Raw genomic sequence first — 23127 nt, 5'->3', positions numbered from 1 at the left:
CCGCCCCCGACTGGTGTAACAGCCGAGATCAGCGCCGTGGGTCCGCGTGGGGCGGGAGCATGTTGTTCAACACTTACCGGGTTACCAACTGGTTTGCTCATTTTCGACCAGGCATCCATTGTAGCGTTTCAACCGCGCTCTTGCCAGCCTGAACGGCGCCGGGTTAGTATGGCTGCAGGCGCACCCATTGCGCCAACGTCGCTCGGACGGATCCGGGCGCTTACGTACAGAGATATCATGACCGACAGCCAAACTCCGCGCAGCTTTTCGCGCATCAATCGTCTTCCCCCCTACGTTTTCAATATCACCGCCGAACTCAAGATGGCCGCGCGCCGCCGTGGCGAGGACATTATCGACATGTCGATGGGTAATCCCGACGGCGCCACGCCCAGCCATATCGTCGACAAGCTGATCGATACGGTGAAGCGGCCCGACACCCATGGGTACTCCGCCTCGAAGGGCATCCCGCGCCTGCGCCGGGCCATTTCACATTGGTACAAGCAGCGCTACGAGGTCGACATCGACCCCGACAGCGAAGCCATCGTCACCATCGGCTCGAAAGAAGGCCTGGCCCATCTGATGCTGGCCACCCTGGACCGGGGTGACACGGTGCTGGTGCCCAACCCCAGCTACCCGATCCATATCTGGGGCGCGGTGATCGCCGGCGCCGATATCCGCTCAGTGCGCATGGGCCCTGGCGTAGACTTTTTTGCCGAGCTGGAGCGGGCGATCCGCGAAAGCTATCCGAAGCCCAAGATGATGGTGCTGGGTTTTCCATCGAACCCCACCGCGCAATGCGTGGAGCTGGAGTTTTTCGAGCGCGTGGTGGCGCTGGCGAAACAGCATGACATTCTGGTGGTGCACGACCTGGCCTATGCCGACATCACGTTTGACGGCTGGAAAGCGCCGTCCATCATGCAGGTGCCCGGCGCGCGCGACGTGGCCGTCGAATTCTTCACCATGTCGAAAAGCTACAATATGGCCGGCTGGCGCATCGGCTTCATGGTCGGCAATGCCGAACTGGTGGCGGCGTTGGCGCGCATCAAGAGCTATCACGACTACGGCAGTTTCACGCCGGTGCAGGTGGCGGCGATCGCCGCGCTGGAAGGCGATCAAAGCTGCGTGACGGAAATCTGCGCGCAATACCAGCGCCGCCGCGACGTGCTGGTCAAAGGCTTGCACGAAGCGGGCTGGATGGTGGAAAAACCGAAGGCGTCGATGTATATCTGGGCCCATATCCCGGAAGCATATCGCCACCTGGGTTCGCTGGAATTCGCCAAGCTGCTGCTGGAGAAAGCCAGGGTCAGTGTGTCGCCGGGCATCGGTTTCGGCGAATACGGCGACGACTATGTGCGCTTTGCCCTGATCGAGAACGAGGCGCGCGTGCGCCAGGCACTGCGCGGCATCAAGAACATGCTGCGCACGCCGGTAGTGGTGGAAGGGGAGGCGGCAAAATAGTGCCGTAAGGAATCAATAATTGCCACTGTTATCACGCAAGCGTATTTCCCATATCATCAATATAAAGTGGTTTTATAGCTTGCGATCCGGCATCATGCTTCTGTCTCCTCTACTTCCTCACAGGAAATAGATTCAGCCCGCTCCTGTAGCGGGCTTTTTTTTGTGCGCTCAGCATGGTTTGCAGGCTGCCAGGAAGTCTTGCGCCACTGCTTCAAACGAAGCGAAAGATTTTTCGAACGTGGGCGGATTCATGTCGTAAACCAGCGGTATCAGATTTTGGGCGTATCGCTCTTTCAGCTCGCCATTTTCTTTTGCCGCTATCAAGGTCCTTTTGAGAACACTTACCGGGTCTGCGTCGAACTCGGGATGTTGCCCCTTGTACTCATCGCGGTCGTTCATGACCAATTGCGGAAAAATACTCTTCGCAGCTACAAGTGATTCGGTGGATAGTTCCGCGATTCGAGCAACGTCGTAAACATGGCGGACCAATGCGGGGTCAAGGTCCCCCTTGGTTTGGCGGCCATCCGAATTGCAAGCACAACGACGTAGCAAGGACAATACCTTTTCTGCCGTAGTCTCTGCCACCGAAATGCAAGAAATTGACAACGTCGTGCTCGGCTTTAGCCCCGCCAATGTCTCGTAAAGATAGCCAAACTCAAGATTTTCAAGCGGCAGGAGCGGTTGGCGTTGCATCAGTTCCAGCCTAAGCTCGGGACGGAGGCTTGGAAGTTGGGGATAAGCAGATTTGTAGCCGGCACCTACCTCGCAATACCGGTGCTTATTGCGTATGTGCGGGTTGTCTCCGTCAGGGCTATTGAGCAACGGAAATCCAAGCGACTCCAGGAGCGGAGGCAGTGCTTTGTGCAAAGCGATTAGTCTTACACGGTCTCCGCGCCCTTTCTTCAAAGGCTTGGGTGGTGGGGAAAGCAGAACTTTAATGTCGATGTCTTCCGACATTCGATTGATTAGCCCATGTGCCTTGGAGAGGCACGTCCCACCCGAGAAGATCAACTTGATGCCTGCATCATGGCGAGTGAGCTCTCCTTGGCGTGTGTCGAGGTCGCTGAAATGATCATGCGAAACCTTGAGTTCACTCAATCCCTTGAGAAGCTCGGTGACGTGGATATCTTTTTCGGCGGTCTGTACGGGAAGTCCTCGAAGGAGACCTTCTGCAGCGAGGTCTTCAAGCGCTCGCTGTTGCTGGTCTGTAATCGTTCTCATAAACTACCGAGCGGCCTCCCACAGAAATTTTCCTGCGAATACGTTGACTACCAGTATTGGCAACGAAGGCCCCTGGAAGTTGGGTTGTTTTACCGGAATTGTATGCAGCAGCTGCTTTACTCGTGCGCACTGTGACACCCAGTTTTTTCAGGGTCTCGGTCGCCAAGGTCTCAAGACTGCCGGCCGGGATGGTCGCCCCTGTAACCGAACTCTTGCGTGTTTTGGCGTAGACTCCAGTCCCGATTCGAATCAGAACGCCCTTGGCTTGCAACGATTTGAGCGCTTCGGTGACCTGCGAGGCACTACCCAAGCGAGCAATGTCGGCCCGCAATATAACATTGCCGGCTCGCTGCTTCACGGACCGAAGCATACGGTCTTCAAGTTTCATCTTCGCTCCTTCAGGGGTATACATCAAAGATGATAGCAACCTCTCGCTCATTGTCAAGACTAATCCTTATATAACAATGACTTACGTTGACACACATTGCCGGACGTTGAACAATATTTATAGGAGGATCCGCCGCGCGGCCGTACTGTCGAAGTGGCCAAATGCGGTTCTTCAGTTTTCCCCGTTGCCCGCAAACCGCCGCACCGCCGTTTCCCATTGCCGCATCAGCTCGGCCGCCTGGTCGCGGCCGATGGTGGGCAGGAAGGTCCTTTCCACACGCCATTGCGCTGCCAGTTCCTCGGTGCCGCGATACTGGCCGATCGCCAGGCCGGCCAGGTAGGCCGCGCCCAGGGCCGTCGTTTCGATCACTTGCGGGCGCACTACGGGGATGCCCAGCAGGTCGGCCTGGAATTGCAGCAGCAGGTTGTTGGCGCAGGCGCCGCCGTCCACGCGCAGTTCGGTGATCGGCGCCTGTGCGTCGAGGGTCATGGCCTGCAGCAGGGCCGCGCTCTGGAAGGCGATCGCTTCGAGCGCCGCGCGCGCGATATGGCCCACCGTGCTGCCGCGGCTCAGGCCCAGGATGGCGCCCTTGGCCGACGGTACCCAGTAGGGTGCGCCCAGCCCCGTAAACGAGGGCACGAACACCACGCCGCCCGAATCGGGCACCGAGGCGGCCAGGCTTTCCGCTTCGCTGGCGTGGCCGATGGCGCCCAGGCCGTCGCGCAGCCACTGCACCACGGCGCCGCCGATAAACACGCTGCCTTCGAGCGCATAGGCCGGCTGCGCACCCACCTGACAGGCGGCCGTGCTGATCAGGCCATGCCGCGATTGCGCACACTGCTCGCCCGTGTTGAGCAGCAGGAAGCAGCCCGTACCATAGGTATTCTTGGCCATGCCGGGCTTGAAGCAGGTCTGGCCGAACAGCGCCGCTTGCTGGTCGCCGGCGATGCCGCCGATGATGACCGGGCTGCCCAGCACCTCGGCGTCGGTTTCGCCGTACACATGGCTGGACGGATGGACGGTGGGCAGCAGGCTGGCGGGGATGCCCAGCCAGTCGAGCAGCTGAGCGTCCCAGCAGCCTTCATGGATATTCCACAGCATGGTGCGCGAGGCGTTCGTCACGTCGGTCACGTGCAGGCGCCCGCCCGTCATCTGCCAGGCCAGCCAGGCGTCGATGGTGCCGAAGGCCAGCTCGCCGCGCATGGCGCGTGCGCGCACGCCCGGCACTTCGTCGAGTATCCAGCGCAGCTTGGTGCCGGAAAAATAGGGATCGAGCACCAGCCCCGTCCTGGCATGGATGGCGCCGGCCAGTCCCCGCTCGCGCAGGCTGTCGCACAGCGCCTCGGTGCGCCGGTCCTGCCAGACGATGGCATTGTAGACGGGCTCGCCCGTGGCGCGGTCCCACACCACCGTCGTTTCGCGCTGGTTGGTGATGCCCAGCGCGCCCAGGTCCGCCGCCGTCAAGCCGGCTTTCAGCAGCACTTCGCGGCTGGTGGCGAGCTGGCTGTGCCAGATTTCGATCGGATCGTGTTCGATCCAGCCCGGCTGCGGAAACAGCTGGCGAAATTCGCGCTGCGCCACGGCGACGATGGCGCCCGCTTCGTCGAAGACCATGCTGCGCGAGCTGGAGGTGCCCTGGTCGAGGGCCAGCAGATAGCTCATGCCGCCACCTGCTGCGCCAGGCAGGCTTCAAGCCACAGCTGCAGGCGCGCCACGTCGGCCGGCTGGCAGCGCAGGCCCAGTTTGCTGCGCCGCCATAATATGTCGTCGCAGCTCCTCGCCCATTCCACGTCGACCAGGTAGCGCGCTTCGGCCTCGTGCAGGCCGGGCGCCAGTTCCGCGCCCAGGCCCGCCATCGAGTTCGCGCCCGCCAGCACGCGCGTGGCGCGGCTGCCATAGGCGCGTGCGTAGCGGTGCGCCAGCTTGGGGGGCAACCAGGGATGCGCCTGCTGGAAGCGGGCCAGGAAGCCGTCGAAATCATGGCTGTCCACCAGCTGGCCCGGCCGCTGCAGGTCGCCGCCCGGCAGCGGCGCATCGGCGGTCCAGGCGGGCCGGGTGTTGGCCAGCAAGGGCGCCAGCAGCGCCATCGCCTCCTCGGCCAGTTTGCGGTAGGTGGTGATCTTGCCACCCCAGATATTGAGCAGCGGTGCGCCCGTGCCCGTGTCGCCGCGCGCCACTTCCAGCAGATAGTCGCGCGTGACGGCCGACGCGTCCCGGGCGCTGTCGTCGAGCAGCGGGCGCACGCCGGAATAGGTCCACACCACGTCGGACGGGCCGATCTCGCGCCGGAAATAGCGGTTGGCGGCCTGGCACAGATAGGCGATTTCATCGCCGCTGATTTTGACCTGCGCCACGTCGCCCTTGTATTCCTCGTCGGTGGTGCCGATCAGGGTGTAGTCGTCCTGGTAGGGAATCGCGAAGATGATGCGCTGGTCCGGGTTCTGGAAAATATACGCGTTCGGATGCTCGAACAGGCGCGGCACGATGATATGGCTGCCCTTGATCAGGCGCAGTCCCTGCGTCCTGCCGCCGCCGGCCGCGCCGGCAAACTGCGCCGTCCACGGCCCGGCCGCATTGACGATGGCGCGCGCGCGCAGGCTGCGGCGTTGGCCGTCGGGACCTTGCAGGGTGGCCTGCCAGCCATCGCCATCGCGGTGCGCGTCGACGCAGGCGGTGCGCGTGAGGATGTGCGCGCCGCGTTCCTGCGCGGCTAGCGCATTGAGCACCACCAGCCTGGCGTCGTCGACCCAGCCGTCTGAATACACGAAGCCCTTGCGGTAGCCGGGCTTGAGCGGCGCGCCGGCCGCGTGCCTGGCCAGGGTGATCGCCTGCGAGGCGGGCAAAAAGGCGCGTTTGGCCAGGTGGTCGTACAGGAACAGGCCGGCGCGTATCAGCCAGGCCGGGCGCTGGGCAGCGTCATGCGGCATCACGAAACGCATCGGCCACATGATGTGGGGAGCGGCGCGCAGCAGCACTTCGCGTTCCTGCAGCGCCTTGCGTACCAGCTTGAATTCATAGTATTCGAGGTAGCGCAGGCCACCGTGTATCAGCTTGGTGGAGGCCGACGAGGTGTGCTGCGCCAGGTCGTGCTGTTCGCACAGCACCACGCGCAGGCCACGGCCGGCCGCGTCGCGCGCGATGCCGGCGCCATTGATGCCGCCGCCGACGACCAGCAGGTCGCAGTCAAGGGGCAGGGAGGTAAAGCGGGATGCGGACATAAGGACTCGATTTATTAAAAGAGGGATGACTCAATGGAGCAGCGCCAGCACCGGCGGCAGCACCAGCGCCAGGCCGGCGACCAGCAGCAGCACGAACACGGCACGCCGCACCTGTTGCAAGGGCAGGCGGGATGGGTAGCGGCGGGCCAGCCAGGTCAGCCCCATCACCACCGGCAGCGCTTCGACGGTCAGCCACACGGCCGTCATGCTGAACTGGCCATGCGCCAGCACCAGCGCCAGGCGCAGCACGGCGTTGGCGGCAAACAGCACGATCAGCGAATGGCGGACCATGTCGGCCGGCCACGGCTGGCGGTACAGGTGGTACACCATGGGCGGGCCGGCGCTGGCGAACAGGCCGCCCATCACGCCAGAGATCCCACTGAAGAACAGGAACGAGGGCAGGCCGGATTGTCTTGCGCGCGTGCTGGCGCGCAGCACCAGCAGGAATGCGCAGACGATGATGGCGCAGCCGAGCAAAAAGCGCAGCAGGTTCACTTGCTGCGCGCTGAACCAGCCCAGCAGCGCCACGCCGGCGCCCACGCCGATCAGGCTGCAGGCCAGCGACGGCCCGAATACAGGCCAGGCCAGGCGTGGCGCGCTGCGGCCAAAGGTAATGGCCGCATTCACCAGCACCAGCACGCTGACCACATTGGCCACGTCGCCCAGGCTGGCCAGGTGCAGCACCGCCGTCAGGCCCAGCAGGATCAGGCCAAACGCAAAACCGGTCAGGTTCTGCGCGTAGCTGGCCAGCGCCACGCAGGCCAGGAACAACAGGTGCGACCCGATGCTCATGTCAGGCTCATGCCGCCAGCGACAGTAAAAACACCTGCTGCGCACAGCCCTGGCGCACGAACACGGGTGGCTGGCCCAGAGGCGCATCAACCTCCACGCGCTGGCCGCCGTCGAACACGGCGCCGCTCCACAGATGGACCCAGGCGTCGCCCTGCGGCAGGTAGGCGCTCCAGCGCGTGGCGCCGGCCGCATGCACGGGCGCCACCAGCAGGTCGGGGCCGAACAGATACTGGTCCTGAATGGCGTAGGTGGCGCGGTCCTGCTCGTAGTGCAGGAACAGGGGGCGCTGCAGCGGCAGGCCATGCCGCACGGCGTCCTCGGCCAGGGCGGCGATGACGGGCGCCAGCGCCACGTGCAGGCGCGTCATGCGGGCAAAGTGGGCGAACACCTGTTCATCCTGGTAGAACTGGAAATTCTCGTCCGGGCGGTTGCCTTCATGCGTGCGCATCATCGAGGTGAACACCGCCATCTCGGTCCAGCGCTGGAACAGTTCGGCCGTGCGCAGGTTGCCGAACAAGCTCGTGTAGCCGCCGATATCGCTGTGGTGGTAGGCGTTGCCCAGCAAACCGGACGACAGCGCGCCGCAGATCACCGTCTGCAAGCCGTCGTGGCGGCTGAAGTCGACCGACTGGTCGCCGGCCCACAGCAGCGGGCAGTGCGCCTGCACGCCGGTATAGCCGGCGCGCATGAAGAAGGTGGCGTCGCCGGTCTTGCCGGCCGCTGCGATGGCGCGCGCATTGACTTCGGCCCACAGGGTCGGCCAGGCGTTGTGCATCAGGCGCGCATCGACGCCATTGTGCAGGCGCAGGTCGATCGGCAGGTATTCGCCGAAATCGGCCATCCAGCCGGACAAACCGAAGTCCAGCATTTCCTGTCGCAGCACGCGGTCCTCGAACCACTGCGCGGCGGCCGGGTTGGTGAAGTCGACCACGCCGCAATCGAATTCGCCGAAGTCGACCAGATAGGTGCCGCCATCCATCGCGGTGGCCAAAAAGCCTTGCTGCAGCGCTTCTTGGTACAGGGTGCCGTCATTGCACAGGTAGGGATTGACGTAGCCGAGGAAGCGGATGTCTTCCCTGGCCAGGTCGGCGATCCATTGCTTCAGGTCCGGATAGCGCTGCGGCTGCCAGCGCCAGTCCCAGAACAGGCGCTTGCCGAACGAGGTCTGGCGCAGTCCCACCCAGTCTTCGCACCACAGGGCGCTGACGGCCAGGCCGTGTTCCTTCGCCTGCGCGAGGATGGCGCGCGCGTGGTCTTCGCCGCCTTTCAGGCCCAGCATGGCGCCGTTCTGCAGCCAGGCCGGCAGCTTGGGCTGGCGGCCGAAGCGTTGCGACACCACGCCGACCAGGTCGACGAAGGAATCGGCCAGCATGAATTCCAGGCGCTCGGGCATGGCCCAGAATTGCAGCTCGTGGAAGTCGGCATGGCGGAAATCGAAGTCGGCATAGGCCGTCGTTTCGGCATGCAGGCAGTAGCGCTGCGAGGAAATGAAGCTCGGTTGCGGGTAGTTGGTGTGATAGTAGTCGCCGCCCGACTTGGCCGTCACGTCGGCCTGCCAGGTCAGGTGGGTCGACTTGTCGCGGCCCACGCCCGGCTCCGAGGTCCACAGCGGAAAGTGGCGCCCGCGCAGGTCGAAGTAGGACATCTGCTCGCCGCAGCCCCACACGTGCTCATCGTGTTCGGCGGGCAGGCGCAGCCACAGCCGGTTCCAGCCCGGCGCCGCGTGCTGCAGCACCAGGTGCACGCCATGCTGCTGCGCCTGCACACGCAGCACCAGCTGCGGCGCATCGCCAGGATGGCGCGCAAAGGCCAGCAGCGCGACCCCTTCGTCTTGCGTGATCGCCAGATGGCGCAGGGCGGTGCGTTCTTCAACGTAATCTTCGATGTCGAAATTGCCGCGGTACATATCCATCCGTTCGCGGCCCTGGCCGACGAACAGGCACGGCGCCTGCGTGTCGTGGCGCAGCAGCAGGCGGCCCGCGCAGCGCAGCGCAAGGCCGTCGTTTTCCTGATCTAGTGTGAACTGCATGTCGAGCTACTCCTGATGATTAAAAGACGAGGAACATGCCGGCGGTCAGTTCGACCGGGCTGTAGCCAAAATAGTTATTGTCCCCGCGGAACTGCAATACGCCCAGCTTGGCATGCTCATTATTCTTGATGCGGGTGGCGTAGGCATAGAACGACAGGGTCGGCTGGAAGTTGTACAGATAGCCCAGCGAGTAGGCGGTCGACTTCGGCTTGCCCACGCCGTCGCCCGTGTTGGCGCCGAACGCGCCGCGGCTGTTGGCGCCGTCGTAGCTGATCTGCGCCAGGCTGCCTTCGATGCGGTGCTTGCCCAGGTCATAGGCGCCCGAGACGCCGAACGCGTCGGCGCCGTAGCCGCCCGCGTTCGACACGCGGTACGAGGTGTAGGAGCCGCCCAATGTAAAGTCGTTCCACTTGTAGCGCGCGCCGACGATGTCCGTGACCTGGTTGCGCTTGACGAAGTTGCTGCTTGCGGCCGTGCTGATATCGTTGCTTTGCTGGTAGTCCATATGGGCGTAGCCGAGGAACAGATTGTCCTTCTTGTACAGCACATTGGCGGCCCAGCTGCGACCGTCGTCTTCGAGCGCCGTGGCGGAAGACGCCTGCTGGCCGGCCGAATACGACACTTCGGCCGAGAAGTTGTTGTAGGTCGGGCTGCGGTAGCGCAGCGCGTTGCCGTAGAACAGGGCCGTGCCCGAGTTGTTGCCGGCCAGGCTGGTGGTCTTGCTGGCGTTGCCGGTGACGGGGTCCTTCAGGTAGCGGCCCAGGGACTCGGGGCGCGTCAGCGAAAACAGGGCGCTGAAGTCATTCGCGCCGTAGTTGTGGGCCGAGGCCAGGTCGGCCCCCAGCGAGACCCAGAACGGCGCCATGTACATGGTGCCGCCTTCGATCGAACCCCAGGTGGTCGAGGCAAAGCCGACGGTCGAGCCGCGGTTGAACAGCACGGACGAACTGGTGTTGTTCTGCGTGCCGCCGCCGGCGTTGCCGTTGAACAGATTGAGGCCGGTTTCGACGCCGAAGATGGCCTTGTATTCGTCGCTGAAGACCCAGGAACCGGTGAGACCGAGGCGGCTGGCCATCTCGCCCTGGTTCAAACGGTGGTTGGTCAGCTGGCGGCCGCTGGCGTCCTTGCCGCGCGAGACCGTGTAGCCGATATCGCCACGGCCATACAGTTTCCAGTTGAAACCGGTGTTTGACTTTGCCGGCGCCGCCGGTGCCGCCGCTGCGGTGGCCGGCGCCATGGCGGTGGTGGCCGCAGCTGGCTCCGGCGCCGGCTGGGCCGCCCTGGCTTCCATCTGTGCCACTCTTTCCTGCAATTGGGCCAGCATGGCCTTCATGTCGCTGAGCTCGTCGGCGCGCACGTTAGCGCTAATAAATGGCGCCGCAAAGAAGAGGGCGGTGATGGCGCGGGCCATGGTGGTCTTGCGGATGGTGGTTTGCATGATCTTGTCTCCTGTATTTTTTATATGGATAGTCCTGGTGATCCCTGCTTGCTGCGGTGCTGCGGCCGCCCTCGCGGGCGGCTTGAATTCAGATGCCTCCCATGCACAGATATTTGATATCGAGGAAGTCGTCCATGCCGTAATGCGACCCTTCGCGGCCCATGCCGGAATGCTTGACGCCGCCGAACGGCGCCATTTCATTGGCGATCATGCCCGTGTTGATGCCGACCATGCCCACTTCCAGTTCCTCCGCCACGCGCCAGACGCGGCCCAGGTCGCGGCTGTAGAAATAGCCGGCCAGGCCGAATTCGGTGTCGTTGGCCAGCGCGATCACTTCCTCTTCAGTGCTGAAGCGGAACAGCGGCGCCAGTGGGGCGAAGGTTTCCTCGCGCGCCACCAGCATGGTGCTGTTCGCGTCCAGCACCACGGTCGGCTCGAAAAAGCTGCCGCCCAGCGCATGGCGCTTGCCGCCGATAGCCAGCTTGCCGCCCTTGGCCAGCGCGTCGGCCACATGCTGCTCGATCTTGCGCACGGCGTTCTCGTCGATCAGCGGGCCTTGCGTCACGCCCGCTTCAAGCCCGTTGCCCAGTTTCAGCTGTTCCACCTTGGCCACCAGGCGGGCCGCAAAATCGTCGTAGATGCCGTCCTGGACGTAGATGCGGTTGGCGCAGACACAGGTCTGGCCGCTGTTGCGGTATTTCGACATCAAGACGCCGTCGACGGCCGCATCGATATCGGCGTCCTCGAACACGATGAACGGCGCGTTGCCGCCCAGTTCCAGCGACAGCTTCTTGATGGTGCCGGCCGCCTCGCGCGACAGCCAGGCGCCCACTTCGGTCGAACCGGTAAACGTGATCTTGCGTACCAGGTTGTTGTGGCACAGCTCCGTGCCGATCGCCTGAGCGGCGCCCGTCACCACATTGAACACGCCCGCTGGCACGCCGGCGCGCAGCGCCAGTTCACCGAGGGCCAGGGCCGACAGCGGCGTCTGCGAGGCCGGTTTCAGGACCATGGCGCAGCCGGCGGCCAGGGCCGGCCCGGCCTTGCGCGTGATCATGCCGTTCGGGAAATTCCACGGCGTGATGGCCGCGCACACACCGATCGGCTGCTTGATGACGACGATGCGCTTGTCGCTGGACGGCGGCGCGATCACGTCGCCATAGGCGCGCTTGCCTTCCTCGGCAAACCATTCCAGGTAGGCCGCGTTCGAGACGATCTCGCCCTTCGCTTCCGCCAGCGACTTGCCCTGTTCGCTGGTGAGTATCAGCGCCAGGTCGTCGGCGTGTTGCAGGATCAGCGCGTGCCAGGCGCGCAGCACGCTGGCGCGCGCCTTGACGGTCTGTTTGCGCCACGCTTTGAACGCGGTGTGCGAAGCGGCGATGGCGCGCCGCGTCTCCAGCGCGCCCATGCGCGGCACGGTGGCGATGATGTCGCCGGTGGCCGGGTTGGTGACGGCGATGGTGGCGCCGTCATCGGCATCGCACCAGACGCCATCGATCAGGCATTGCTGTTTCAACAGGCTTGCGTCTTGCAGGTTCAACATGGGGTGCTCCTAATAGAGTGAAAGGGGTCAGCCGGCGACCGATGTTTGCGCCAGTCCCGCATCGACGACGATATGCTGGCCGGTGATGCCGTTCGAATCGTCGGCCGCCAGGAACAGCGCCGTGCGCGCCACGTGGCCGGGATCGAGCCGGTACTTCAGGCATTGCAGTTCGATGAAACGCCGGTCTTCCTCGGGATCGCGCCACAGCTCGGCCTGGCGTTCGGTGACGATGGCGCCTGGCGCCAGCGCGTTGACGCGGATATTGTGCTCGCCCAGTTCGCGCGCCAGGGTGCGCGACAGGCCGGCGATGCCCGCCTTGGCCGTGGTGTAGCCGACCAGGTTGGGCCGCCCGCGCAGCCACGAAATCGAGCCGAGATTGATGATGGCGCCGCCGCCGGCCGCCGCCATGCCGGGCGCCACCTGCTGGATCGCGAACACATGGTGTTTCAAATTCAAGGCCAGGCAGTTGTCCCAGTAATCGGGCGTCAGTTCGGCCAGGGTGTGGCGGTCGTCGCGGCCCGCATTGTTGACCAGCACGCGGATGGCGCCGAAGCGCGCTTCCACCTCCGCCAGGCTGGCCTGGTAGGCGGGAATATCGCGGATATCGCTGTAGACAAAATGCGGCGCATGGCGCGACAAAGGCGCCAGGCGCGCAGAGAGAGCCTCGCTGGCCTCGCGGTCGATATCGCAGAAAGCGACCTGCGCGCCCTGCAGCGCGAAGTGCTCGACCAAAGATGCCCCGATGCCGGAGCCGCCGCCCGAGACAAAGACCACGCGGTCCTGCAGGCTGGGGTAGAGAGTGATGGTGTTCATGATGGTTCCTTGTGCGTATCCGCATCGCGGTACAGCGGTTCGGGGCGGCCCGCCACGTCCAGGCGCACGGCAAAGATGCCGCCGGCCTGGGGCTGGCGCGCCAGTTCTTCGTCAGCCGCGCCTTCGCGCGCGCTGGTGATATACAGGGTGCGCAGGTCGGCGCCGCCAAAGGCGACCATGGTCGGGCGCGCGACCGGTACGTGCACGATGCCGATAATCTCGCCCTGCGGCGAAAAACGCAGCACGCGTCCCCCTTCGTATTGGGCGCTCCAGTAGCAGCCTTCGGCATCGATCGCGGCGCCGTCCGGCCGGCCGCCATACACGGCTTCCTCGCCTTTCACCGGCAGGCGCGCGAACACGCTGCGCTCGCCCACCTGGCCGGTCGCGGCGTCGAAGCCGAAACGGTAGATCACGTGATTGGGCGTATCGGACTGGAACAACGACTGGCCATCCGACGCGAACGCCAGGCCGTTGCTCACTTTTACGCCCAGGCCATCCCGAGGGCCCCAGCCCGGCCGCACCGCGCCACGCTCCAGGCAGAACATGGCCGCCTGTTCGCTGGTGCGCGGCTGGTACATGGCGCCGGCCCAGAAGCGGCCCGACGCATCGCAGCGGCCGTCGTTAAAGCGCATGTTGGTGGTGTCATACGGCGCGCCGGCCAGCTTGTGCAAACGCGACTGCTCGGGATAAAAACGGTAGAAGCCGTCGCGCAGGGCCGCCACCAGGCCGCCGCCGTCCGCCAGCGCGATGCAGCCCGGCTCGCACGGCATCCACCAGAGGCGATCGAGGCTTGTTGCCGGGTCGTAGCGGTGCAGGCGGCGCCCGGCGATATCGATCCAGTACAGGCACTGCTCGGCCACGCTCCACAACGGGCATTCGGCCAGTTCGGCGCGCGCGTCGAGCACCAGTGTGGCTTGCCATTCACGCATGCTGCACCTCCTCGACGGCGAGGACCATGGCGATCGACAGGCTCTCGCCGGGCGCCAGCAGGCGCATGCCGGTGTCCCGGGCGCCGCGCGCGGCCAGCGCAAACGCGTCATTCGCCTGCGTGACCGGTTCGATGGCAATAAAATTGCGTTCATCGTTCGGCGCAAAGCACACCAGATGGCGGCAGTTGTCGCTGGCCGACATGCGCAGCACGTAGTCCGGGTAGTGCAGGCTGGCTTCACCGCGCCAGCCGCTGTAACAGTCGTCGGCATGCCAGCCGGCCACCGGCTGCGGCGTTGCAAAGGGAGCGCTTTGCGGCTGCGGCGCCAGGTCCAAAGGCAGGCGGTCGCCGCCGGCGCGCCAGAGGCCGTCCCACTGCGTTGCCAGCCGCAGGCCGGGCGTCAGCGGAAAGTAGGGGTGGAAACCCAGGCCGGCCGGCATGGCGCGCGTGTCGTCGTTGGTGACCGACAGGCTCAATCGCAAGCCGGCGTCATCCAGCGCCACGGTCTGCCGCACCGTGCAGGCATACGGCCAGTCGGCGTCGGCCGCGTGCGCCAGGAACAGTTCGGCGCTGTCGCTGGTGTGGTTTGCCACCTGCCAGGCGCGCTGCCAGCCGAAGCCGTGGATGCTGTGCGGCTCGGGCGCGAAGTTGGCGCGCAGGGTGTAGTGCTGTTCCGGCACCCTGAGTATCGCTTGGCCGATGCGGTTCGAATACGGCGCCAGCGGATAGCAAGCCATCTGCCGCACCGTGGCGCCGGCGGGCGCCGGGCGCAGCAGGTCACGCCCGCGCCAGCGCCATCCGGCCAGCGCGCCGCCGGTGGCCGGCCGCAGTTCGGCGCGGCTGTCGCCGTGCACCAGCACGATGGAAGAAGGGTGATCCATGCATTACCCCTTCAAGCCGCCCGAGGTCAGGCCGCTGACGACCTTTTCCTGGAAGATCACGATCAGCACGACGATGGGCACGATGGCCACCACCAGCGCCGCCGAAATGATCGGCCACGGGAAGGCGAACTCGCCCTGGTACAGCTGGATGCCGACCGGCAGGGTGCGGTAGGCCACGGCCGAATTCATCGACAGCGCCAGCAGGAATTCATCCCAGGAGTTCACGAACGCCAGGATGGCGGCCGTCGCCACGCCCGGTGCGGCCAGCGGCAGCACGATGCGCCACAGGGCGCTGATGCGGGTGCAGCCGTCGAGCATGGCCGCGTTTTCGATATCGCGCGGAATATCCTGGAAAAAGCTGACCATCATCAGGGTGCAGATCGGCAGGTTGAGCACCGTGTAGGGCAGCACCAGCGCCCAGTACGAATTCAACAAGCCCAGGCTGCGCATGATCTCGAACAGCGGCACCATCAGGGTCACCAGCGGGAACATCGACACGCCGATAATGGCGGTGAGGATCAGGCCACGGAAACGCAGGCGCAGGCGGGCGATCGCATACGCGGCCAGCGCGCTGATAAACAGGCTGAGCAGGGTCGACAGGCCGGCCACGATCAGGCTGTTGGTCAGAAACGTCAGCAGCGGCTGGTCCTGGAAGGCCGAGATGAAATTGGCTATGGTCGGTTCGTGCGGCCAGTAGGTGATCGGCTTTTGCGTCAGTTCGCTCTCGGTTTTCAGCGAGGTGAAAAGAATCCACAGGGCGGGGAAAACGCCGTTCAGGATGACGATCGCGGCGGCGAACCAGCGCAGGCGCTTCGATGAAAACAGGCCGCTCATTCTTTGTCTCCTCTGACATATTTCAAGTACACGAACGTGGTGGCCATCGACAGCAGGAACATGAAGACGGCCAGGGTCGAGCCATAGCCCACGTCGAGGTAGTCGACGGTATTGGACTGGATATACATGGCCAGGGTCTTGGTCTCGTCGCCAGGGCCGGGCATGTTGTAGGGAATGTCAAACGACTGGATGGCCGTCAGGGTGCGGAAGATTAGCGCCACCAGCATCGACGGCACCAGCAGCGGCAGGGTCACTTCCGTGAATTGCTTCCACTTGCTGGCGCCGTCCACTTCGGCCGCTTCATACAGCGAGGCGGGGATGGTCTGCAGGCCGGCGAGCAAAATCAGCGCCATGAACGACGAGGTTTTCCAGATGGTGGTGATGCAGATGGCGGCCATCGTCAGCGCCGGCGAATTGAACCAGATCTGCGGCTGCCAGCCCAGGGCAGGGAACAGCAGGTCGATGCGGCGAATGATGTCGTTTACCAGGCCGTATTCGCTGTGGAAGAACCACGCGAAGATCAGGCCGACAAAGGCCAGCGGCAGCGCCCACGGCAGCAGCAGCGCCAAGCGTACCGGCCAGCGGTATTTGAACGGCATATTGGCCAGCATGGCCAGGCCCAGGCCCGCCACCAGCGCGCCGGGCACCGTCACCACCGTGATGATGAGGGTGTTTTTCAGCGACTTCCAGAACAGGCTGTCTTCCAGCGCCAGCTTGTAGTTGTCCAGCCCGACAAAGGCGGGCAGGCCGCCGCCGGACAGGCGGATATCGAAAAAGCTGTTGTAGATCAGTTTGCTGACCGGGTAGGCCACGATCAGCAGTAAAAAGAGAATCGCCGGCGTCAGCAGGACCCAGGCCAGCGTGGTTTCGCTGGGGTCCGTGATGCGGCTTTTCAGGGTGCGTTGCCTCATGTTTTCCTCGACTGTTGCGGTGCGTATGCGTGTCACGCCTGGCCGCCTTGAAGGCGGCCGGGCGTGAATCGGGCTGCTCGGCCCTTAGCGCAGGATGCGCTTGACCCGGTTTTCGATTTCGGCCACGCCGGCCGCCGGGGTTTTCACGCCCGCCATCACCGCATTGGTATTGACGCGGATCGCTTCCGACACTTCGCTGTAGCGCGGCGTGACGGGACGCGAACGGGCGCTTTGCACCACCGGCAGCGCATCGGCGAACCAGCCATTGACGGCCAGCACTTCCTTGTCCTGGTAGACCGACGGATAGACGGGCAGGTTCGAGGCCTTCAGCGCCAGTTGTTTCGACACTTCCGGGCTCGACAGCCAGCGCACCAGTTTGGCCGACGCTTCCTTGTTTTTCGAGTACGAGGACACGGCCCACTGCCAGCCGCCGATGCAGGAAGCCGGTTTGCCACCCGCCATGGCCGGCAGGCTGACCACGCCGACCTTATCTTTCACGCCGCTGTCGCCTTCCTGGAAGTGGTTCCAGGCATAGCCCCAGTTGACGGCGAACAGCACATTGCCGGCCTGGAATTCCTTGCGCGTGTCGTCGGTGGCCACTTCGGCGATATTCTTTTTCGCCACGCCCTGGTCGACCAGCTTGCGCCACATGGCCAGGCCGGCCTCGGCCTTGGGCTTGTCCAGGCTCAGTTTGCCATTGGTGATCAGCTCGCCGCCCTGGCTCCAGTACGGCAGCAGAAAGGTGCAGACGGCGCCTTCGATGGCCTTGCCCTGGAAGCTGATGCCCTGCAGTTCGGGATTCTTTTCGCCGGCCTGGATGGTGCGCGCCACGGTGGCCAGCTCATCCCAGGTTTTCGGCGGCGACAGCTTGTATTTGGCCAGCAAGTCCTTGCGGTAGTACAGGAACATGGCGTCGGCGAACGCGGGTAACGCCACCACCTTGTTGTCGACCATATTGGCCTGCTTGTAAGCGGGCAGGTACTGGCCCATGATCTTGTCGCGGTCGGCGCCCAGGTATTTGTCCAGGCTTTCGATCCAGCCGGCCGAGGCGTACTGGGCCGGGCGGATAATGTCGATCAGGAACACGTCCAGGGTCGAATCGCCGGCCGACAGCACCGTGTTCAGGTATTTCTGCTGCAGCTCGGACGTGGCGCCGCCCGTTTCCAGGTCGATCTTGACGCCGGGATTGGCGGCCATGAACTTGGCGAACAGTTCGCGCATGACTTCGGGGCGTTCCTGGCCGCCGACAAAGACCTTCACGGTTTGCGCGTGGGCGCCGGTGGCAAGGACGAAGGTGGCGCCGAGCGCCAGCACGAGGGATTTGATACGCATGGTTGTGTCTCCTGTTGAGTTTGTATGTCGGACTGTGCCGAGCTTATTTTGATGGCAGCACCGCGCCGCCCTGCGGGTCGAACAGATGGAATTTTTCCATGTCCAGGTGTACCGTCACCTGCTGGCCGGGCGCCAGCGCAAAGGTGGGCGGCAAACGGGCCGTCAGCTCGCCGCCCTGGCACTGGAAGATCACCAGGGTTTCGGCGCCCAGCGGCTCGACCACCACCACGGTGGCCGTCAGCGGCGCGCTGGCGGGGCCGGCGGCGTCGAGCGTGATGTCTTCCGGGCGGATGCCGAATTCCACTTGCCGGCCGTCGAGCTTGCCGCAAGCGGCTTGCGCGGCGGGTGGCAGGGCCAGGCGCGCCGTGCCCAGCACGATTTCTGCCTGGCCATCGCTGCCGCGCGCGACTTTTGCTCCAAGAAAATTCATCGGCGGCGAACCGGTGAAACCGGCGACGAATTTCGACACCGGTTCGTTGTAGATCTGGTCCGGCGTGCCGACCTGCATGATATTGCCGCCCGACAGCACCACGATGCGCTCGGCCAGGGTCATCGCTTCGACCTGGTCATGCGTGACATAAATGGTGGTGGCGCCGATGCGCTGGTGCAGCTTCTTGATTTCGGTGCGCATTTCCGAACGCAGCAGGGCGTCCAGGTTCGACAGCGGTTCGTCGAACAGGAACAGGCGCGCCTGGCGCACGATGGCGCGGCCCATGGCCACGCGCTGGCGCTGGCCGCCGGACAGGGCGCGTGGTTTGCGGTCCAGCAAGTGCTCGATCTTCAGAATGGCGGCGGCGGCCCGCACGCGCTGCTCGATTTCCGCCTTCGGGAAATTGCGCAGTTTCAAACCAAAACCGAGGTTGTCGAACACGGATTTATGCGGGTACAGCGCATAGTCCTGGAACACCATGGCGATATCGCGTTCGCGCGGCGGCAGGTCGTTCACCACTTGGCCCTCGATCGAGATGGTGCCGCCGGTGATCGACTCCAGGCCCGCCACCATGCGCATCAGCGTCGATTTGCCGCAGCCCGAGGGGCCCACAAAGACGACAAATTCGCCCTTCTTGATTTCCAGGTCGATGCCATGAATGACTTCGACGCCGTTGTCATATTTCTTGACAACCTTTTCCAGTTTTACACCTGACATGCTCGTCTCCAAAGAATGCGAATGACGCGTCTGAGCGCGCTCCATATGCTGTTGCAAAAAAAATCAGTACACGCCCGTCTCGACGGTTTTCGCCAATGACGGTTTGAGTGCCGCGATAAAGGCATTCGCCTGGCGCATCATCATGCCCAGGTCCGAGGCGACGGCGACAAAGTCGTAGCCGTAGCCGATAAAGGTTTGCAGCATTTCCGGCGTGGGGCCGACGATGCCGATCGGCTTGCCGATGGCGCGTGCGCGGCGCGCCGCGTCGGCAATCGCCGCCTGCACTTCCGGGTGGCCGATATTGCCGATATGGCCCATATTGGCCGACAGGTCGCCCGGCCCCACGAACAGGGCGTCGACGCCTTCCACGCTGGCGATCTCTTCCAATTGTGCCAGCGCGGCCGGGGTTTCAAGCTGAATGATGGAAAACACGGCGTCGTTGGCACGCGCCGCATAGCCGGCCACGGTGCCGTAGCGGCTGGCGCGGTGCACGGCGGCAAAACCGCGCGTGCCGGGTACGGCCTGGCCCGGCATCGGATAGCGGGTGGCAGCCACGGCGCTGCGCGCCTCATCCGCGTTTTCCACGAACGGGAACATCAATGTCTGGGCGCCGATATCGAGCGCGCGCTTGATCTGCACCAGGTCGTTCCAGGCCAGGCGCACCACGGGAGCGGCCGGCGTGCCGCCCAGCGCCTGCAGGATCTGGTAGGCGTCCTGGTAGTCGATGGGCACGTGTTCCATGTCCAGCACCAGCCAGTCGAAGCCGGCGCAGCCCATGGCTTCGGCCGTGACGGGCGTGCCGGCCATCAGCCAGCTGCCCAGCGGTACCGCGTGGTCCGCCAGCAGGGCGCGGAAGGGGTTGTTCAATATATCCATGGTGATCCTGTGCTCTCTCTATATATATGTAGTAAGGCGGCAATCAGAAAATCGGCGGCTCGGGCGTGGCCGCATTGCCCAGCAGGAAGTCGAGGTCGCAGCCCTGGTCGGCCTGGGTCACGTGTTCCATGTACAGCCGCGTATAGCCGCGCGCATACTTCTGCGCCGGCGGCAGCCATTCGGCGCGGCGGCGCGCCAGTTCCTCTTCCGGCACGTCCATGTTCAGGCTGCGCGCGGCGATGTCCAGTTCGATCATGTCGCCGTTGCGCACCAGGGCCAGCGGGCCGCCGACGGCCGCTTCGGGCGTCACGTGCAGCACGCAGGTGCCGTAGTGGGTGCCGCTCATGCGCGCGTCGGAAATGCGCACCATGTCGCGCACGCCTTGCTGCAGCAGCTTTTTCGGCACCGGCAGATTGCCCCATTCCGGCATGCCGGGCGCGCCGATCGGGCCGCCGTTGCGCAGGATCAGCACCGTGTTTTCATCGATATCGAGGTCGGGCGCGTGGATCTGCGCCAGCATCTCGGCGTTCGAATCGAATACCAGCGCGCGGCCACGGTGTTTGGCGAACTTGGGATTGGCGGCCGACGGCTTGATCACGGCGCCGCCCGGGCACAGGTTGCCGCGCAAGACGGCCAGCGCCGCGCCATCGGCCACCGGCTGCGACACCTTGCGGATCACGCTGTCGTCCAGGCAAACGGCGTCGGCGATATTGTCGCCCAGGCTGCGGCCGGTGACGGTCAGCGCCGACAAATCCAGCTGGGGCGTGATTTCCTTGAGCAGGGCCGGCATGCCGCCCGCATAGAAAAAATCTTCCATCAGCTTGTCGCCGGACGGGAACAGGTTGGCGATCACCGGCACCTTGTGCGCCATCGCATCCATTTCCTCGAGCGACAGCGTCATGCCGGCGCGCCCGGCAATCGCGATCAGGTGGATCGCCGCATTGGTCGAGCCGCCGAGCGCCATATAGGCCGCCACGCCGTTCGACAGCGAAGCGCGGGTAAAAAAGCGCGACGGCTTCAGGTCTTCCCACACCATGCCGACGATGCGCTCGCCGCATTGCGAGGCCATGCGCACATGGTTGGCGTCCATCGCCGGGATGCTGGTCGCGCCGGGCAAGGTAAAACCCATGGCTTCGACGATGGACGTCATGGTCGAAGCCGTACCCATGGTGTTGCAGGTGCCGGGCGAGCGCGTCATCTTCGCTTCCAGCTTGATCCACTCGGGCTTGGCGATGTCGCCGGCCACGTAGTCGTCCCAGAATTTCTTGGTGTGCGTGCCCGCGCCCACGCTCTGGCCACGGTAGCGGTCGTTGAGCATGGGGCCGGCGGGGCAGAAGATGGCGGGAATATCCATGCTGATGGCGCCCATCAGCATGCCGGGCGTGGTCTTGTCGCAGCCGCCCAGCAGCACTGCGCCGTCGATCGGCAGCGAGCGCAGCAGCTCTTCGGTTTCCATCGCCAGGAAGTTACGGTAGATCATGGTGGTCGGCTTGACCATCACTTCGCCCAGCGACAGGGCCGGCAGTTCGACCGGGAAGCCGCCGGCCAGCAGGATGCCGCGCTTGACGGCTTCGGCCCGCTCGCGCAAATGCGAATGGCAGGGTGACAAGTCGCTCCAGGTGTTGATGATGGCAATCACGGGGCGGTCGAGGAATTCTTCGCGGCGCAAGCCCATTTGCTGCAGGCGCTGGCGGTGGGCGAACGAACGCATGTCGTCGGGGGCCAGCCAGCGCTGGCTGCGCAGCGATTCCAGCGTGCGGCGGGAGGTGGCGGAGCTCAATGTGTGTCCTTTATCGTGTGCCTGGCCAGCTGCGTATGGCTGTCCAGTGGCGCTGTCTCGGGTCTTGCATGTCGTCTTTGTTAGCGCTAACATTGCAAGCACAGCGAAATATAATTTGAATCGATCCCCGTTGTCAACCGATTTAATGACGCTACAATGCGCGCCGTGTGCCGCCGCAAGCACACTGGCATTACACTATCGGCATGATTTCTTTTAACTAATTTCCATATGGGAATTTATGCACATGCAAAACCCGGCGCTCACACGCCAGAGCAGGCAGTACCCATGAACGATCCCGTACGCAAGCGCCGCGGCCTGGGCCGCAGCACCGTGTTCGACGTGGCCAAGCTGGCGCAGACGTCGGCCATTTCCGTCTCGCGCTACTTCAAGGAACCGGACCGCGTGTCGCAGGAAACGCGCGAGCGCATCAAGAGCGCCATCGACCAGCTCGGCTATATCCGCAACGAGGCGGCCGGCGGCCTGGCGTCCACGCAAGGGCGCATCGTCGGCGCCATCGTGCCCAGCGTGTCGAATTCCATCTTTGCCGAAACCATCCAGGGCCTGTCGACAACCTTGTCGAAACATAATTACCAGTTGTTGTTGGCAACCCACGATTACTCGGTCGAAACGGAAGAAAAAGTGGTGCGCGCCTTTCTCGGCTGGTCGCCGCGCGCGCTGGTGCTGACAGGCGCCGATCATAGCGCCGCCACCGAAACCCTGCTGGCCGGCCTGCACATCCCCGTGATCGAAACCTGGGACGTGCGCCCCGAGCGGCCGTATCCGCAGATCGGCTTTTCGCACCGGGCCACCGGGCGCGACATGACCTTGTACCTGCATGGCCGGGGCTACCGCAACATCGTCTATGTCGACAGCGGCATCGGCAGCGACTTCCGCGCCCGCAAGCGGGCCGAGGGCTATGAGGAAACCATGCGCGAACTGGGCCTGGCGCCACGGATCGTGCAAGCCATCGCCATTGCGCCGCTGGACGCGGGCGCGGAAGTGTTCAGCGCGCAGATGGCGCGCGCCGACCGGCCCGATGCCTTGTTTTTTGCCAACGACAATATGGCCGCCGGTGCCATCTACGAGGCGGCGCGCGCCGGCATCCGCATTCCCGAGCAGTGCGCGGTGGCCGGCTTTGGCGACTTTCCGTTTTCCGAAAAACTCACGCCCGCGCTGACCACCATCCGCGTGCCGCGCTACGACATCGGCTGCCTGGCCGCGCAGGCGATACTATTGCGCCTGGGCGAACTGGAAGAGGGCAGCGCCCCGCTGGCGCCGGAGCCCTTGCAGTACGAACTGATCGCGCGCGCCAGCGCTTGATGCGGCTCAAAAACAGATATAGGTTTTGCATATCGACATCATAGGAAAAGATGATTGGCTAAATATGCTGCGATGCGGCATCATTCACCTGTCTCCTCTACTTCCTCACAGGAATTAGATTCAGCCCGCTCCCGCAGCGGGCTTTTTTTCTAGGGCGGCACATTCTGCTTACCTCTCCCGCGGGCACTATTGAAGCGCGTTGCTGTCCAAGGTCGCAT

Annotated in this window: 19 protein-coding genes; 2 read left to right on the top strand and 17 right to left on the bottom strand. The window is 64.2% G+C overall.

Going from position 1 to position 23127, the window contains the following annotated elements; genetic code table 11:
- Positions 1 to 237: 237 nt before the first annotated feature.
- Positions 238 to 1458, top strand: coding sequence for an alanine transaminase (gene alaC, locus ACP7B7_RS29525; protein WP_308921716.1), 1221 nt, complete (start codon positions 238 to 240; stop codon positions 1456 to 1458).
- Between the two features lie 168 nt (positions 1459 to 1626).
- On the opposite strand, the gene ACP7B7_RS29520 is transcribed toward alaC, so the two are convergent.
- The 17 genes from ACP7B7_RS29520 to araD form a co-directional block, all read right to left on the bottom strand.
- On the bottom strand, positions 1627 to 2679 hold the full coding sequence (locus tag ACP7B7_RS29520; RefSeq protein ID WP_308921715.1) for a nucleotidyl transferase AbiEii/AbiGii toxin family protein: 1053 nt from the start codon (positions 2677 to 2679) through the stop codon (positions 1627 to 1629).
- The gene (locus ACP7B7_RS29515) at positions 2642 to 3067 is read right to left on the bottom strand and encodes a DUF6088 family protein (protein WP_308921714.1); all 426 of its coding nucleotides are present in this window, start codon (positions 3065 to 3067) and stop codon (positions 2642 to 2644) included. Before ACP7B7_RS29515 ends, ACP7B7_RS29520 begins: the two co-directional genes overlap by 38 nt.
- A 171-nt stretch (positions 3068 to 3238) precedes the next feature.
- Positions 3239 to 4729 carry a glycerol kinase GlpK gene (glpK, locus tag ACP7B7_RS29510; protein ID WP_308921713.1) on the bottom strand — a complete coding sequence of 497 codons (1491 nt, stop codon included), beginning with the start codon at positions 4727 to 4729 and terminating at the stop codon, positions 3239 to 3241.
- Positions 4726 to 6285, bottom strand: coding sequence for a glycerol-3-phosphate dehydrogenase (gene glpD, locus ACP7B7_RS29505; protein ID WP_426079066.1), 1560 nt, complete (start codon positions 6283 to 6285; stop codon positions 4726 to 4728). The genes glpK and glpD overlap by 4 nt, the downstream gene beginning before the upstream one ends.
- Before the next feature lie 30 nt (positions 6286 to 6315).
- Positions 6316 to 7077: a TSUP family transporter gene (locus ACP7B7_RS29500; RefSeq protein WP_426079065.1), complete on the bottom strand. Its 762-nt coding sequence runs from the start codon at positions 7075 to 7077 to the stop codon at positions 6316 to 6318.
- Between the two features lie 7 nt (positions 7078 to 7084).
- Positions 7085 to 9106, bottom strand: a complete 2022-nt coding sequence (locus tag ACP7B7_RS29495) for an alpha-glucosidase (protein WP_426079064.1) — start codon at positions 9104 to 9106, stop codon at positions 7085 to 7087.
- Positions 9107 to 9125: 19 nt separating this feature from the next.
- The gene (locus tag ACP7B7_RS29490; protein ID WP_426079063.1) at positions 9126 to 10544 is read right to left on the bottom strand and encodes a porin; all 1419 of its coding nucleotides are present in this window, start codon (positions 10542 to 10544) and stop codon (positions 9126 to 9128) included.
- An 88-nt stretch (positions 10545 to 10632) separates the two neighbouring features.
- The gene (locus ACP7B7_RS29485; protein WP_426079062.1) at positions 10633 to 12087 is read right to left on the bottom strand and encodes an NAD-dependent succinate-semialdehyde dehydrogenase; all 1455 of its coding nucleotides are present in this window, start codon (positions 12085 to 12087) and stop codon (positions 10633 to 10635) included.
- A 27-nt stretch (positions 12088 to 12114) separates the two neighbouring features.
- The gene (locus tag ACP7B7_RS29480; protein ID WP_308921707.1) at positions 12115 to 12900 is read right to left on the bottom strand and encodes an SDR family NAD(P)-dependent oxidoreductase; all 786 of its coding nucleotides are present in this window, start codon (positions 12898 to 12900) and stop codon (positions 12115 to 12117) included.
- Positions 12897 to 13829 (bottom strand): SMP-30/gluconolactonase/LRE family protein, encoded by a 933-nt coding sequence (locus ACP7B7_RS29475; protein ID WP_426079061.1) that lies wholly within the window; start codon positions 13827 to 13829, stop codon positions 12897 to 12899. The genes ACP7B7_RS29480 and ACP7B7_RS29475 overlap by 4 nt, the downstream gene beginning before the upstream one ends.
- Positions 13822 to 14709, bottom strand: coding sequence for an aldose 1-epimerase (locus ACP7B7_RS29470; RefSeq protein ID WP_426079060.1), 888 nt, complete (start codon positions 14707 to 14709; stop codon positions 13822 to 13824). Before ACP7B7_RS29470 ends, ACP7B7_RS29475 begins: the two co-directional genes overlap by 8 nt.
- A 3-nt stretch (positions 14710 to 14712) precedes the next feature.
- Entirely contained in the window at positions 14713 to 15543 is an 831-nt protein-coding gene (locus ACP7B7_RS29465; RefSeq protein ID WP_308921704.1) for a carbohydrate ABC transporter permease, read from the bottom strand.
- The gene (locus tag ACP7B7_RS29460; protein WP_308921703.1) at positions 15540 to 16454 is read right to left on the bottom strand and encodes a carbohydrate ABC transporter permease; all 915 of its coding nucleotides are present in this window, start codon (positions 16452 to 16454) and stop codon (positions 15540 to 15542) included. The genes ACP7B7_RS29465 and ACP7B7_RS29460 overlap by 4 nt, the downstream gene beginning before the upstream one ends.
- Before the next feature lie 84 nt (positions 16455 to 16538).
- On the bottom strand, positions 16539 to 17786 hold the full coding sequence (locus ACP7B7_RS29455) for an ABC transporter substrate-binding protein (protein ID WP_426079059.1): 1248 nt from the start codon (positions 17784 to 17786) through the stop codon (positions 16539 to 16541).
- A 43-nt stretch (positions 17787 to 17829) separates the two neighbouring features.
- Complete coding sequence (locus ACP7B7_RS29450) at positions 17830 to 18933, bottom strand: ABC transporter ATP-binding protein (RefSeq protein ID WP_426079058.1); 1104 nt, start codon at positions 18931 to 18933, stop codon at positions 17830 to 17832.
- A 63-nt stretch (positions 18934 to 18996) separates the two neighbouring features.
- Positions 18997 to 19809, bottom strand: a complete 813-nt coding sequence (locus ACP7B7_RS29445) for an HpcH/HpaI aldolase family protein (protein WP_426079057.1) — start codon at positions 19807 to 19809, stop codon at positions 18997 to 18999.
- 43 nt (positions 19810 to 19852) lie between these two features.
- Positions 19853 to 21520 (bottom strand): L-arabinonate dehydratase, encoded by a 1668-nt coding sequence (araD, locus tag ACP7B7_RS29440; RefSeq protein ID WP_426079071.1) that lies wholly within the window; start codon positions 21518 to 21520, stop codon positions 19853 to 19855.
- Between the two features lie 354 nt (positions 21521 to 21874).
- Here araD and ACP7B7_RS29435 point away from each other — a divergent pair, with 354 nt between their 5' ends.
- Positions 21875 to 22909: a LacI family DNA-binding transcriptional regulator gene (locus tag ACP7B7_RS29435; RefSeq protein WP_308921698.1), complete on the top strand. Its 1035-nt coding sequence runs from the start codon at positions 21875 to 21877 to the stop codon at positions 22907 to 22909.
- Positions 22910 to 23127 lie beyond the last annotated feature (218 nt).

Origin of the sequence: Janthinobacterium sp. PSPC3-1, from assembly GCF_049896105.1 — a bacterium.
Taxonomy (GTDB): domain Bacteria; phylum Pseudomonadota; class Gammaproteobacteria; order Burkholderiales; family Burkholderiaceae_D; genus Janthinobacterium.
Note: the sequence above shows the minus strand (reverse complement) of the source record. Positions and strands in the feature narration are given on the sequence as shown.